Raw genomic sequence first — 14749 nt, 5'->3', positions numbered from 1 at the left:
GTTCCACTTTAGATATTTGTTTAAGATGAGATGTAACTCATTGAAATGTGTCATCATATTCGTCGTCAGAAAACAAGTATTATGCCATTATTTCAATGAGTTATCTTTTTTTGTCGTGTACAAAGAAAAATCATTTATATTTTGGCTTACCGTACTGGTATGCGTATTAACGAAATACTCGGGTTACGTGTAAAAGATATCGAGGGTTTAGATCAATTTTCTATCTGGGTTCAACCTTACGGTTCAAAAAAACAAGGGAATCAACATCTGCTCAAAACTGATAGTGCGGAACGGATTGTGCCTGCTTACGCTTTGCTTAAAGATGATGAGTACCAATTCTTTAGCGATTTTATTGTTGAAAAACGTTTAGAGAATAAGAAAAGTTTATATTTATTCAGCAACTTGAATGAAAATAAAAAACTGAATAAACACACTGTCACTGTGCCCCTAAAACTGATATTGAATCAGGTCTTTAAAGAGCATCATTACTCCTTTCACTCTTTTCGTCACACGGCAGCGAATCATTTATCGCTTTTACTGAACTGTGAATATGCACCACTTGTGCAAGAGCTGACTGACTATAGTGAAAACGAATATGAAAAAATTCGAGCTGAACTTCTTCAAAATCAACATGGACAAAACCATTGGTTTGTTATCGCACATCTTTTAGGGCATATAGAACCCGTTGAAACTTTCAAAAGTTATATTCACTTAAGTTATCTCATTGCTGGTCAAAAACTACTGAAACATCATCCAGATATGCCAAATGAACTGGCTAAAAAAATCATGGGCTACAATGCAACGTTTAAAAATTTGAAAATAACAACGGATGAAAAAGACTTTAATTTTGAAAAAAATCAGGTAGTTCTAGCAACTATATTATTGAACGATCAAACAAACTGGCTCCAAAGTAATGCTACTGACATTCTTAACGAACTGTCAGTACAAACAAATCAACCCCATGACTTTTTTGCTTTCTTCGCCGGCACAGAAGATTCTAAAATTTCACTTCAACGCTTTTATGAAACACTCAACTTATTAGAGACTACTCACGATCCTAAAAGTGCAGCTCAACGTATATGCTTACCAGAAGAGCTCGTAAATTATTGGTATGAAAATGCCCTAAATTTAGCAGACATTAAATCAAAAAAAGGGAATCCCCGTTTATTTGGTATTGATAGCTCAACCCACTTAAAACCAGCAATGCTTGATAGCGCTGAAGAGCTTCATGCAGTGACTTATTTTTTTGAACATCTACAGAAAATAGCTCGTAAAAATCCAATACAAATTGCATGCGCCCTGAATATATTTTTGAATCGAGTGACCGCATCACATACCGGTATCCATTATCGCTGGAAGGATATCGATCAACTCGAACATTTTTACTCCCAAGTTAAGGCTTTATTTCCTGCCAAATTTTGGCACTTACTTGGACAAGATTTGCAAACAAAGTTAGATGCTAAACAACAGCCTCAACTTTTCAAATTAGCAAAAGCATCAACAGATAAACATCCACCAACTCAAGAGGAGTTTCCTCGTCTACAACTCTACTCAGTAAAAGATGGTCATGCTCTTGCTGCATTTAAATTTTGCTTACATCTAGCTTGTATTGGCAGACCTCGATCTCTTGAACTGCAAGTTGAAGGTCTAAAAATCACTACATGCGGTTAAATAATTTAACCGTTGCTTCCTTATCTAAAGCCACATTTAATATATCTTTAGCAAAAATTGGATGTCTAAAAAACAATAAGAAAATAGTATAAATTCTATGTATCAGTAACCTCTGAAACAGAGATCAGTTATGCGTAAAACATTAGAAAAAATTGCAAAACAAAAAAAGGTATTGGCTAAATCTGTTTTATCAGCTGCAAAACAACTTGGTTTGACACAGGACCAGCTTGCTATCGTTCTCAATTTAGATTCAGTGGAAACTTTAAATTCGCTTGAGTTAGATCCCGATTCAAGTCAGGGAGAACTCGCAATTATTTTAATTCGTATTGCGATATCATTAGATGCTCTAACAGGTGGAGAGGCTAAATGGATGCAACATTTTATGAATGTCACCCAATAAATTGTTGAGTTGTATTCCAATAGAACAGATTCAGAACCCTCAGGGATTGGCCTCTGTTTTACAATTGGTGGAAGGCCTTCAGACTAAACTTTAAGATAAGCAAAGTATTACAGAAAAATTTGAAAGTGATAGTCCTCTCCAATAATTCAAATGCGAGGTATAAGAATCCCCTCTTCTTTTCAAGATGTATATGTCTGACCTAATTCCGTCAATAATACAGTCAGCAAAGCTGAATGGCCTAGATCCGTATGCCTATTTAAATGATGTGCTGAAAAGGCCGCCGACACATAAATGACCCAAATAGAAGAATTACTAACACACCGCTGGAAACCTGAACCGAATTAAAAAATAGCTATGGGGTTCAGCGGACGCTTACGTATTAGATTCCTTTAGATTTTAAATATCTAATTAGACTTCTTTAATCTAATAGGATCTAATCAGCCCATTAAGCACCTCATTACCGATCAACTAGCACAGTTAATAACTCCATTATTTTGTGGTTTAATACGTATATATAGACATAAGATACAATATTATGGATTTAAAATTCAAAAAACCTGAAGAGGTTGTTACTTCATTATGTGAAAGGCTTCGCAAAGAACGACTTTATCTGGAAATGACTCAGGCAGACGTCGCTACACGTGCTGGTGTTAGTGTGAATACAGTATCTAATCTGGAAGCTGGTCGAAATGTTTCATTTGAAAATTTAGTACGTGTTGCCATGGTATTAGGCCGATTAAAAGATTTAGAGGAACTCTTTAAACCTCATTTAAACAGTGTAAATGACATTCTCCGCTATGAGAGCAATACGGCTCGCCAACGTATCAAAAGGAAATAAGTCCATGCTCAAAAAACTTAATGTTTACTACAATGGATGGGGTGAATATTGGCTTTGGGGTACACTGGTCTCCTCAACCGCAATCACAGGTCGGCCATTAATCGCCTTTGAATACAGTGCAGAAGCGATCAGTAAAGGTTTAGAACTTTCCTCTTACCTACTCCCGTTAAAAGGTGACCCATTAAGAACGAACTTTCCTGCACATCAAATGGGATTGCCAGGTCCTATATATGATGCCTTGCCCGATGGTTGGGGCATGCTTCTTATGGATCGCTTATTTAAAAAAAATGGATTTAATCCTGCACGGATTGGGCCATTAGAAAGACTCACGTATATTAATACACATGCGATGGGAGCATTATCCTTTGAACCTTCAGCAACTGAGTTAGCATTAACTGAAAATATCCCACTGATTAAACTCGCTCAAGAAGTTCAGGAAGTTCTCAAAGGAGAAGGTGCAGAATTTTTACAGCATTTATTAATTATGGGTGGATCTCCACAAGGTGCAAGGCCAAAAGCGCTCATCTATCGTGATCCTGTCACCAATGAATTCTCAACAGTTAGCTCACATCAACATGAAGCTTGGCTGATCAAATTTCCCGCTCAGCAAGAGCATCCTGAAGTTTGTGCAATTGAAGCTGTTTATGCAGAATGTTTGCGTCATTGTCATATTGATACCCCTGACACTCAATATTTTACTCTTCCGAATGGATTAACCGCATTTGCATCAAAGAGATTTGACCGCCACGATGGCATGCGTATCCCTATGCAAAGTTTAGCGGCCTTCACCGGAGCTGATTTTAAATCACCAGGGAGTTTAGACTACAGTAACTTTCTTCGCGCTGCACACTTTTGCACCAATGATGTTCGCGAAAAAGCAATTGCATTCAAGCGAGCTGTTTTCAATGTAGTCTTCAATAATCGAGATGATCATTGCAAAAACTTTTCATTTCTGATGTCCCAAAATGGGCAATGGAAACTCTCCCCTGCCTATGATGTTACTTTCTGTGAAGGGCCAGGTGGATATCATCAAATGGATATCATGGGTGAGGCACTGGATATTCCCCGACAAGCTCTTGTAAAACTTGGTACTCAGGAAGCGGAACTTTCTGCCCAAGAAGTCGATGAAATTATTAGTTCGATTTGTAAGGTTGCAATCCGATTCAGCAATATCGCTCATGATCTATTACCTGGACAAATTCAAACAGAGACTATCCAAATGATCCAAAATAGGATTGAGCATAATATCAATTTATTGCACTAAATAGCTTTTACAAAGCTGAACCGTACCGGGTTTGTCGGAGACCAAACTTTCTGAGATGAGACGCATTGCTTCGCAAGACGTAGCGAAGCGTAGTGATCCGATGAAAAACCTAAATATACCCCTGAAATCAGAGATAGAGCGGTTCAATTATTGATTGAATTTGAAAAAGATTATCCATCGAATTGGGCTGCGATTGCGCCTAAAATTGGTTGCACTCCTGAAACTTTACGAGTTTGGTATCAAAAATATTTAGATCAACAAAATTCAATTAAAGTACAGCAACTTCCATATCAAGAACGTATTAAACAGCCCGAACGTGAAAATAAAGAAGTGCAACGTGCGAATGAAATTCTCCTTAAAGCAGCCACTTTTTTCGCCCAGGTGGAGCTCGAACGCCCACACAAATAATGCTGGATTTCATCCATAACAATAAAGACTTATATGGCGTTGAGGCGATTTGTAAGATTTTTCCGATCGCAGCTTCTACCTATTAATTTAATTAAAAATGGGGGTATTACCCCTAGATCTAGTTGATGGGAAGCTTCGCTTCGCAAGGGAACATCAAACTAAGCGAGATCTACATGATTTGCATCATGCTGAATAAATTAAACGAATTTGGAAAGAAAGCTCCGGGCGTTATAGCATTTTAAAAACATCAGACAGCCTATCTAAGAGATTATTTATTGGTCTACTATGATAAGACTAACCCGTTAAGCTAGGTGGCCTAACTTAAATAAAAAAGTCTCCGACAAACCCGGTACAGTTCACCAAACTAAAATTTCTCAAACAAGTTCATCACGTCATTTTCCGTCAGTTTCGCTTCGCCCTCATGATCGGTACTTAGAATAGACTGTGCCAGTTCTGCTTTATTTTGCTGTAAGGCAAGAATTTTTTCTTCTATGCTTTTATTGGTAATCAGCTTATACACAAATACTGGCTTGTCCTGTCCAATCCGCCATGCACGATCTGAAGCTTGATCTTCAGCAGCAGGGTTCCACCATGGATCATAGTGAATGACCGTATCTGCGGCAGTTAGGTTCAGACCGACCCCTCCTGCTTTCAGACTGATTAAAAATATCGGCACTTGTCCAGACTGAAATGCTGTAATGACTTCATCTCGCTTTTTGGTCTTTCCAGTCAGCTTCACATAGCCAATTTCTGCGTGATGGAGGTGTTGCTCAATCAGTTCCAACATTGAGGTAAACTGAGAGAAGATAAGAATTTTTCGCCCCTCCTCCACCATTGGAACGACCATATCCATCAACTGTTCAAGTTTGGCAGAGTTTGCCTGCCCAATTTTCACTGAATCCAGCTTTAGTAAGCTAGGATGGCAGCACACCTGACGTAGCTTCAGTAAGGCATCTAAAATTTGAATTTGACTACGTTTAAAGCCTTTTTCTGCCACAATTTTCTGAATATTTTCCTGCATCGTGGCGCGAACAGCCTCATATAACTTGGATTGCTGGTCATTCATATCAATATTGACTTCAATCGTGGTTTTTTCTGGCAATTCTTTGGCTACGTCAGTTTTCAAGCGACGTAAAATGAAGGGCTTAATCCGGTTGACCAGCTTTTGCCTTAACTGCTGATCACCGCGTTTTTCAATCGGATGACGGTACTTTTTATTAAAAATTTCTTGTGAATATAAAAATCCTGGCATCAGGAAATAAAATAGTGCCCACAGTTCACCCAAATGATTTTCCATCGGGGTACCTGTTAGACACAAACGATGTCGTGCTTTTAATTGCCGTACTACCTGTGCAGCTTTGGCACGCGGATTTTTAATATTCTGCGCCTCATCTAAAATGAGTTGATGATATTCATATTGCTTTAATTGTTCTTCATCTCTCGCTAGAAGCGGATAGGTGGTTAACACAATATCATAGTGCGGAATCTGCTCAAAATTCTGATGGCGGTCGGGCCCCTGTAGCAGCAATACCTTCAGCTGAGGGGTAAATTTCTCCGCTTCTTTGAACCAGTTATGCATCAGCGATGTGGGTGCAACAATTAAGGCGGGACTGTCCTGCAAATATCCAGCCTGCTTTTCCATGAGTAAATGGGCTAAAGTTTGTGCTGTTTTCCCCAAGCCCATATCATCTGCCAGAATCCCGCCATGCTGGGTTTCCCTTAAAAACTGTAACCAGCCTAAGCCCTGCTGCTGGTATGGACGCAACTCCCCCTGAAAACCTTGTGGTGTCGGCAGTTGTTGCTGATAGCCTTGTTTGAATTTCTGTACAAATTGCTGCAGGCGATCACTGACCTGCCATGTCATCCCAAGATTATGCTGCAATTCTAATAATTGACTCGCATCATAGCGATCAATACTGCGCTCTTCTTGCTGTAAAATGCTCTGCAGATGCAACAATACCGGCTTAATATCCCTAGCGGATAGAGCCAAATCAGGTTGATCAACTGCAGTTTTCACGGTGAAAATTTGACTGTCATGCAGATGAATAAACGTCCGCGGATCAAGTAAATCAGGATTTACTCGCACCAAAGCTACGAGCGCATCAAGCAAATTATAAGAATTGCCTGCACTGTCTTGAACCGTCGCCCCGATATTGAACCAGTCCTGCTGGCCTTCAGATTCAGTGATAGAAATATTTAAATTTTCAACATATTGCAGATTAAAGGGGCTGTTATTCAGATGCTCTATCTGCCAGCCCATCAACTCAATTTGATTGATGGGCATCAGCTGTTTGATCCAATCTCCATAGAAAGCAAAAACCATAGAATCAAGACGTTGTTTATTCAGTTTTAATTGATGGTCATAACTAAGATCTTTCACCCACTTCAGTGATTCGACCAATAGCTGTAAACGTTGGATTGACTGTTGTTCCTGAACTAAGTCCCGAAGCTGTCGTACCATTTTGTCATGCAGCTCACCAATAAAACTGTCGCCTGATGTACCTGCTTTTATTCTTCCGCCTGCATAGGAGAATTCAATTTCAGCACAAACAGACTCTTCCCATTTCCAATCAAATTTATCTAAAACACCGAAGCGTAAAATTGGCTGGGGACTACCCTCAAGGACATCAATATGCTGAATAGACTCGGGCTGAGGCAGATTTTTCACGTCTGAATATTGATGAGTCAGTTTCTCAAACTCTGGCAAGAGCATAGATGGAAGATCAGGCATCTGTAAAAAATGGTACAGAAGATTTGCCGTATATTCACCATATAACTGGCCCACCGTGTTCTGTTGAATATCCACATAACATGGTGGATGACTCGCGAGAATCTGAATATGTGGATTTGATTTCAAATCGAGTCGAATATCACCATTGACCAATTCAATGTTTAAATGCTCTGTCTGTTTGTTTACACCTTGTTGCCAGATCAGTTCGATGTGATAGCCTTGTTCTGACCATTGAAGTGCAGTATGGCTCTTTTTTTGCCAGTACACATCGCCACTTTGAATAAAAGATTTGAAATGCTCCAATAAAATTCCGGAGATATCAAGATTGCTTTGATAAAATCGTTCGTCACTGTTTATTTTGGCATAATAATAAATCTGGTTAAATAATTGTCGTTTTTGTTCAGGTAAAGTCAGATGCTTTCTGGTGATATTTTCATATTGGGTATAATAACTTTCCCCCGCAATTGAGCCGTTTTTATTGCGTCTGGCCTTCTGAACATCAACTGTCAATTTCTTTAAGCTGACAGACTGATCTAGCAGGTAAATTAAATAATTGTTTGTTTTGACAGATTGCTCTGGTTCAGTCTGTTGTAAATACCGTTTAAAATCATTCAACCAGCGCTGTGCCTGATCATCCCCCCGTAGGCGTTTTGCGATTCCCTGCGGGGATTGAGAGTCAACATAACGCTGCTGAAATTCCTGGCGATATTCCTGAAAGAATAACCGTGCTAAAGCAGCAGCATGTTTACAGTTATATCCAACCGGACAAGTGCAGTCGTTATCGATTAAACGGTCTTTTTTAAGATTATAGGTAATCGCGGTATCGTAATAATCTGTCCCTTCAATTTGAGCATACATCGTGACATCTTCATTTTCCTCAAAGAACTCAATTGTTTCCCTATCAATGTGTTTAGCATAGCTCAGACTGCGCTGAAGAGTTGCAGTACTAAAGCGAGATAGAAAATTGATCAATGAGGACATAATTACCAGAAACCAAAAATGTTTATACAATTATAACGGACAAAGCTGTCATTTCAGAACAGTATTGCTCGCCAATGTATTAAAAGGAAATAAATCCATGCTCAAAAACTTAATGTTTACTACAATGGATGGGGTGAATATTGGCTTTGGGGTACATTGGTCTCCTCAACCGCAATCACAGGTCGGCCATTAATCGCCTTTGAATACAGTGCAGAAGCGATCAGTAAAGGTTTAGAACTTTCCTGCACATCAAATGGATATCATGGGTGAGGCATTGGATATTCCTCGACAAGCTCTTGTGAAACTTGGTACTCAGGAAGCGGAACTTTGTGTCCAAGAAGTCGATGAAATTATTGGCTCGATTTGTAAGGTTGCAATCCGATTCAGCAATATCGCTCATGACCTATTACCTGGACAAATTCAAGCAGAGACTCCAACTGATCCAAAATAGGATTGAGCATAATATTCATTTATTGCACTAAATAGCTTTCATAAAGCTCCTATGAAGGGCTTATTCTAACCGTTGTTTTATCACGGCATAAGCTACACCAGTCACCACACTTCCAATCGCAATCGCCAATAAATATTTTAATGGATAATTCATCGCATTCGGAATGATCAGTACCATTACACCGCCATGAGGAGTGACTAGTTCACATTTAAATAATGCAACCAAAGCCCCAGTTACAGCACCACCTGCGATCGCGCATGGAAGCACTCGAATCGGGTCTTTGGCAGCAAACGGAATAGCCCCTTCCGAAATGAAACATAGGCCCAGAACTACAGCAGCCTTCCCCGCATCTTGCTCAGGTTTGGCAAATTTATGCTTTGCCAGAAAAGTTGCAATTGCCATACCCAACGGTGGTACCATACCCGCAGCCATGGTAATCGCCATCGGTCCGTATGTTTGTGACGTAAGTAAGCCCACCGTAAAGGCATAAGCCGCTTTATTTATTGGCCCCCCAACATCAATACACATCATACTCCCAAGGATAACCCCCATGATCATGGCATTGGTCGTCCCCATATTGGCAAGGAAGTGTGTGAGTAATTCAAACAATTGTGCAACAGGCTGTCCAACCACATAAATCATGATTAAACCAACAGCTAAACTGGCCAATAGTGGAATAATCAAAATTGGTTTTAATGCTTCTAGGCTACTTGGGAGTTTAAGCTGTTTCGATAAAAATAACGCAATATAACCTGCAATAAAACCTGCAACTAATCCACCGAGAAAGCCTGCCTCTAATTGTGTTGCAAGTAAACCGCCGATCAAACCTGGAGTTAAACCCGGACGATCCGCAATAGAATAAGCAATGTAACCTGCCAGCATAGGTACCATAAGAGTAAATGCTGCAGCACCTATTTGCTTTAAGGATGCGGCAAAGCTTCCTTCAACAGGATTGAGGCCAAACATAAACGAGATGGCAATGATCAAACCGCCCGCCACCACCATCGGCAGCATGAAAGACACCCCTGTTAAAAGGTGTTTATAAATTCCAGTTTTTTCTTTGTTTTCATTTTCTGTCTTAGTGGCTGTTTGCTTACCCGTTTCAAGCACTTTAGCCTCAGCAATTGCATTTGCAAAAGTCTTATCCGTTTGCTTAAGGGCAAATCCTGTACTGCAGCGATATACACGTTTGCCTACAAAGCGATCTGTATTGACCTCAATATCCGTTGCTAAGATCACCACATCTGCTTTGGCAATACTTTCTGCCGATAAAATATTTTTAGCCCCAACCGATCCTTGGGTTTCAACATCAATCTGATAACCGTGCTTTACTGCACCTTGTTGTAAGGCTTCGGCCGCCATAAACGTATGCGCAACGCCAGTTGGACATGCTGTAATGGCGACAAACCGTGTAACCCCTACATTGGCTGCAATAGTTTCATCTAAAGCATCTGAATGCTCAAGAACTTGTTGCAAAAGCATGATCGCATCGTGTTGTGTGTTATTCAAACCAATGACTTTCACAACCTTGTCACGCAGTTGATCCGCATCTGCCGACTTCTGTCCAACAAAAACAACAGTATCAATAACATTTGATAAATCGAGATGCTCGACTGATGTCGCCACATGATTGGAAATACCAAGTGCTGTTGCTGCTTTAGACAGTTTTTTGGCCAAAATCACTGCATTAATCGGCTGCTCAGGACTATGTGGCACAAATAAAATATGTTTAATCTCTTGCATCGTATTAACTCAATGATTGGACTGAGATTTGCGATTTCAAATCTTCAATAACAGCAAAGTCTGGAAGGGCAAACCCAATTTGGGTCACAGCATTGCTCGCAATTGCGGTTGCTGTTTTCAATGTTTCTTCTGGGGAAGTTGAACTCAACAAGCCATGAATCATACCTGCCAGCAAGGAATCTCCCGCACCCACCGTACTTTGGACGGTGACCTTCGGTGCAGTAGCATGCAGGGATTGAGTGCGGTGAAGCCAGTTCACCCCGTTTTCACCCATCGAGACCACAATATGTTCGATCTGACTATTTAAACTGGCAAAAAGATGCTGCTGTTCTGCAAACGTTTCTGCTGGCAAATGGTAAGTTTCCGTCAACTCATCTGTATTAGGCTTAATCAACCAAGGATGGGCAGCAATTGCTGCTTTCAACGCAACACCACTGGTATCTACTGCGACTTTTTTACCCGCAGACTGTAACCATAAAATCAGTGTCGAAAGCTCTTCTGCAGAAAACCCTTGTGGCAAACTGCCAGCAATCACAATCACATCAACCTCTAAAATCAGTTGAGATAAACGTTCACATAGTTGTTGTTTTGCTGAGGTATCTACAAAAAAGCCCTTGCCATTGATGTCAGTCATCTGACCAGAAGCTTCTGCAACTTTAATGTTTTGTCGTGTTTCACCTGCAACATAAATAAATTGGTTATCAAATTGCTCTTGCTGGATATGATGGTCAAAAATTTGACGGTTTTCTTGCCCCAAAAAGCCACTCACAATCAGTTCATGTCCCAAATCCTTAAGGACCTGTGCCACGTTTAAGCCTTTACCTGCTGCATGGCTTTGGGCCGTTAACTGACGATTGACCTCGCCAACTTTTAGTTGATCCAATTGCACGGTGAGGTCAATTGCAGGATTCAGAGTAATGCTTAATATCTTAGCCATTCGTAATTACTCCACCAATGCACGTACGGCAGACGCACTGTCACAACTTAAGGCTTGCTGTGCGACCTGTTTGCAATTTATATAGTTCAAACCACGAATTTGCGCCTTCACCAATGGAATACTGGTACTCGACATACTCAACTCATCCACGCCCAAGCCTATCAATACAGGCACAGCTTTTGGATCAGCAGCCAATTCACCACAAATGCCCACCCATTTACCATGCTGATGTGCTGCCCGAACAGTTTGATCAATCAATAGCAAAATACTCGGATGTAAGCCATCAGCTTCAGCAGACAACAGTGGATGACCACGGTCAATCGCCAGAGTATATTGAGTCAAGTCATTGGTTCCAATACTAAAAAAATCAACTTCTTGAGCAAGAATTGGAGCCAACAATGCTGCCGCAGGAACCTCAATCATAATACCGACTTGTAAGTTTTCACATGGATGCTGTATGCGAACCTCATCCAAAATTGCTTTTGCTGCTCGCCATTCTTCAACCCGCCCAATCATCGGAAACATAATTCTTAATGGGCGATTATCCGCTGCTTTAAGTAAAGCAACCAATTGCTGACGTAACAACTCTGGCTTACGTAAAGTCAGACGAATACCACGTAAGCCCAAGAATGGATTTTCTTCCTTTTCAATAGGCAAATACGGCAAAGGTTTGTCCCCGCCCACATCAAGTGTACGTACCACCAATGGACGACCTGCCAAAGCATCTAACACCACCCGATAATCGGCTTCCTGTGTAGCCTCATCAGGCGCACTGCTGTGTGACATAAAGACCAATTCTGTGCGTAGCAAACCAATTGCTTCTGCCCCATCGGCCACAGCCTGTATCGTAGCACCCACTTTGCCAATATTGGCTGCGATTTCAACTTGATGTTGATCCAGTGTGATGGCGGGTTCTAAACAATGCTGTTCCGCTTGTTCTCGTAACTCGCGCTGGCGTTGGCGCTCTGCAATGGCATGATCAATCTGACTTTGCTCGGGTGAGACCACATACTCACCAGTATCCCCATTAATTAGCACTGTGGCATGGTTCTCAATATTTAAAACAGCTACACCCGCACCTACGACTGCTGGAATAGCCAGAGCACGCGCCACAATGGCACTATGGGCACTCGCTCCACCAACCGCGGTCAAAATGCCTGCAACACGATCTTTATTCAGATGCGCTACATCACTCGGACCAACATCATGCATAATTAAGATATAAGGTTGCTCGGGTTCTGTGACATCGGCCACACCGCACAAAGCAGCCAAAACACGCTCACCAATATCCCTTAAATCAGCCGCACGCTCTGCCAGTAAACGATCGCTAAGTGCAGCCTGTGCGGTAGCAGCCACTTCAATATGATCATGCCAAGCTGCAGCAGCAGACAACCCCTGTTTTAAACCGCGTTGTACACTTTGGAGGAGGTCTGGATCATCCAGCATTTCCAAATGTGCCATGAAGATCTGCTTAATGGCAGTAGATTCAGTATGTGCAATGAATTGACGTAAGCTATTTTTCACCTGATGAAGCGCAATTTCAAGCTTTTCATTCTCAGCTTTAAAACTCTGTCCGCGACGTTCATAACTAAATTCACGTGGCTTCACCACATGTGCAGGACCAAAAGCAAGGCCAGTTGATGCCGCAATACCGCAGCTACCCGTATCGCCATGTGATTCAAAAGGTATTAATTCCAAAGTATTTACGACTGGATCACTACTGCTGTGCTGATGAGATACAAGATCAACAGGTTCAACCTCTTCTCCTAAGCCCTGTTGAACTGCATCAATAATCTGTTCTAAGCCTGCTACAGCATCGGTATCAGGTTGTGCAATAAAATTCAGAGTTTGACCACGACGACATCCCATGGCTAATAATTTGGTTAAACTTTTTGCCGAAACGTAAGCCCCCTCATCTACAGCAACGAGAATATCCCCTGCAAATTTCTTGGTCATATTGACCAAGTGTGTCGCGGGACGCGCATGTAGACCATGAGCGTTAGCTAAGACAATACAACGAGATGGCCAATCAGGAATCAGTTCAGCGCCAATTAACTGCGCCAAGTGGTGACTATCTTGCTCTTGGTTGAGGGTATGAACTTGTTCAGTATCAAACAAAATATCCATTAACCGTTGAAACCGTTGCATATCCAGTTGCTCATTACTGGCAATACACACCAAAGTCTTGAGCATTTCCTGCTGATGGCTTAAAACCTGTTCCGCTTTTACCAAACTTACAGCTGGGCTCAAAACATGCTGGTTAGAAGTGATCGACCAGACCCCCTCCCCTAAATGAATCATGCTGTTTAGATTTAAACCCGACAGAAAACCACACTCCACCATTTTTTGCTTTTTCAGCAGCTGTGTTGCCTGCCAAATTAAATCTTCTACATCAAGTGCGGGAACTTGGGTGGCGATTAAATTTTCATGCAATGCCAAAGATGCGGGTTGGGCTTGTAATAATGCAATAATTTGCTCTGCGGATTGAGCCTGTTTCACTTGATCAGCGACATCATTAATTAAAGCCCGCGTCAAAATTTGTAAGACTTGCAAATGCTCATCTGATTTCGCAGCAATCACTACTGCTAAATAAATTTTATTTTCACCGTCCCAAACAACTCCTTCAGGAAAGTGCGCCAGACGAATACCAGTTTTTAAAATACATTGGCGAGACTGAGGCGTCCCATGCGGAATGGCAATTCCTTGCCCTAAATATGTTGCACTTTGTTGTTCGCGCGCGGTCAAGCCATAAATATAATCAGGGGTAACCAATTGGTCTTCGACTAAGATATCGACTAGACATTGCAACGCTTGTGCCTTATCAGTGGCGTGTTGTTTCATTCGAACATGTTGTATATCTAGCGCGAGCATAAAACGTCCTTGCAAAGCAGCATAGTGAGAAGCCATGCCTTTTTTACTGGAGAAAAAATAAAAGTCGAATTCTACTCAGGATTTACACAAAAATCTGTATATTTTGATTTTATCTTGATAATCATCATTACGACGCAATTAAGAAACGACGAGATTCTCCAGAGCTCAGTGTTGCGATAGTTGGGTTTAGTTCTAATTGAACCGCTCTATCTGATTTCAGGGGGTATATTTTACTTTTTTCATCGGATCACTACGCTTCGCTACGTCTTGAGAAGCAATGCGTCTCATCTCAGAAAGTTTGGGCTCCGACAAACCCGGTACGGTTCACACCGTAAATATCCATATCTGCTCAAAGGATTGGCTATTCAGCGCAGTAATCAAGTGTGGTGTACGGATATAACGTATATCCCTATGGCAAAAGGCTTTGTTTATTTATGTGCTGTGATTGATTGGC

General features: G+C 41.2%; 6 protein-coding genes, 6 pseudogenes and 1 other annotated feature. Of the genes and pseudogenes, 8 read left to right on the top strand and 4 right to left on the bottom strand.

The features are described 5' to 3' along the window. Positions 1-126: 126 nt before the first annotated feature. The 6 genes and pseudogenes from FTT84_RS14280 to FTT84_RS14255 all read left to right on the top strand — a co-directional run. Positions 127-1671 (top strand): annotated as a pseudogene (locus tag FTT84_RS14280) (site-specific integrase); the annotation flags it as partial. Between the two features lie 130 nt (positions 1672-1801). Next, positions 1802-2165 (top strand): annotated as a pseudogene (locus tag FTT84_RS14275) (antitoxin Xre/MbcA/ParS toxin-binding domain-containing protein). Positions 2166-2273: 108 nt separating this feature from the next. After that, positions 2274-2416: pseudogene (locus FTT84_RS14270) on the top strand (transposase domain-containing protein); the annotation flags it as partial. Between the two features lie 190 nt (positions 2417-2606). Next, positions 2607-2909, top strand: a complete 303-nt coding sequence (locus FTT84_RS14265; protein WP_004684350.1) for a helix-turn-helix transcriptional regulator — start codon at positions 2607-2609, stop codon at positions 2907-2909. Positions 2910-2913: 4 nt separating this feature from the next. After that, positions 2914-4173, top strand: coding sequence for a type II toxin-antitoxin system HipA family toxin (locus FTT84_RS14260; protein ID WP_031996090.1), 1260 nt, complete (start codon positions 2914-2916; stop codon positions 4171-4173). Positions 4174-4299: 126 nt separating this feature from the next. Next, positions 4300-4858: pseudogene (locus FTT84_RS14255) on the top strand (transposase); the annotation flags it as partial. Next, positions 4539-4655: a sequence feature (AL1L pseudoknot), on the top strand. Its footprint overlaps the pseudogene before it by 117 nt. Before the next feature lie 87 nt (positions 4859-4945). Here FTT84_RS14255 and FTT84_RS14250 read toward each other — a convergent pair. After that, positions 4946-8293, bottom strand: coding sequence for a DEAD/DEAH box helicase (locus tag FTT84_RS14250; RefSeq protein ID WP_180081541.1), 3348 nt, complete (start codon positions 8291-8293; stop codon positions 4946-4948). A gap of 247 nt (positions 8294-8540) precedes the next feature. On the opposite strand from FTT84_RS14250, the pseudogene FTT84_RS14245 reads away from it, so the two are divergent. Continuing rightward, positions 8541-8775, top strand: a pseudogene (locus FTT84_RS14245) (hypothetical protein); the annotation flags it as partial. A 29-nt stretch (positions 8776-8804) separates the two neighbouring features. Here the strand turns inward: FTT84_RS14245 and FTT84_RS14240 are convergent. The 3 genes from FTT84_RS14240 to ptsP are packed head-to-tail and all read right to left on the bottom strand — an operon-like array spanning position 8805 to position 14295. Then, complete coding sequence (locus FTT84_RS14240) at positions 8805-10487, bottom strand: fructose-specific PTS transporter subunit EIIC (RefSeq protein WP_180081542.1); 1683 nt, start codon at positions 10485-10487, stop codon at positions 8805-8807. 4 nt (positions 10488-10491) lie between these two features. After that, positions 10492-11424, bottom strand: a complete 933-nt coding sequence (gene pfkB, locus FTT84_RS14235; protein WP_180081543.1) for a 1-phosphofructokinase — start codon at positions 11422-11424, stop codon at positions 10492-10494. Between the two features lie 6 nt (positions 11425-11430). Then, entirely contained in the window at positions 11431-14295 is a 2865-nt protein-coding gene (gene ptsP, locus FTT84_RS14230; protein ID WP_180081544.1) for a phosphoenolpyruvate--protein phosphotransferase, read from the bottom strand. Positions 14296-14622: 327 nt separating this feature from the next. Here ptsP and FTT84_RS14225 point away from each other — a divergent pair. After that, positions 14623-14749, top strand: a pseudogene (locus tag FTT84_RS14225) (IS3 family transposase); the annotation flags it as partial.

This window comes from Acinetobacter sp. YH01019 (assembly GCF_013420285.1).
Taxonomy (GTDB): Bacteria; Pseudomonadota; Gammaproteobacteria; order Pseudomonadales; family Moraxellaceae; genus Acinetobacter; species Acinetobacter gandensis.
The sequence above is the reverse complement of the archived record's forward strand: the minus strand, read 5'-3'. Positions and strand labels throughout refer to the sequence as shown.

What these genes read in the sequence shown, in the direction of transcription:
- FTT84_RS14250 (WP_180081541.1), bottom strand. Translation starts at nt 8,293, where the DNA reads ATGTCCTCATTGATCAATTTTCTATCTCGCTTTAGTACTGCAACTCTT.
- ptsP (WP_180081544.1), bottom strand. Translation starts at nt 14,295, where the DNA reads ATGCTCGCGCTAGATATACAACATGTTCGAATGAAACAACACGCCACT.
- FTT84_RS14240 (WP_180081542.1), bottom strand. Translation starts at nt 10,487, where the DNA reads ATGCAAGAGATTAAACATATTTTATTTGTGCCACATAGTCCTGAGCAG.
- pfkB (WP_180081543.1), bottom strand. Translation starts at nt 11,424, where the DNA reads ATGGCTAAGATATTAAGCATTACTCTGAATCCTGCAATTGACCTCACC.
- FTT84_RS14260 (WP_031996090.1), top strand. Translation starts at nt 2,914, where the DNA reads ATGCTCAAAAAACTTAATGTTTACTACAATGGATGGGGTGAATATTGG.
- FTT84_RS14265 (WP_004684350.1), top strand. Translation starts at nt 2,607, where the DNA reads ATGGATTTAAAATTCAAAAAACCTGAAGAGGTTGTTACTTCATTATGT.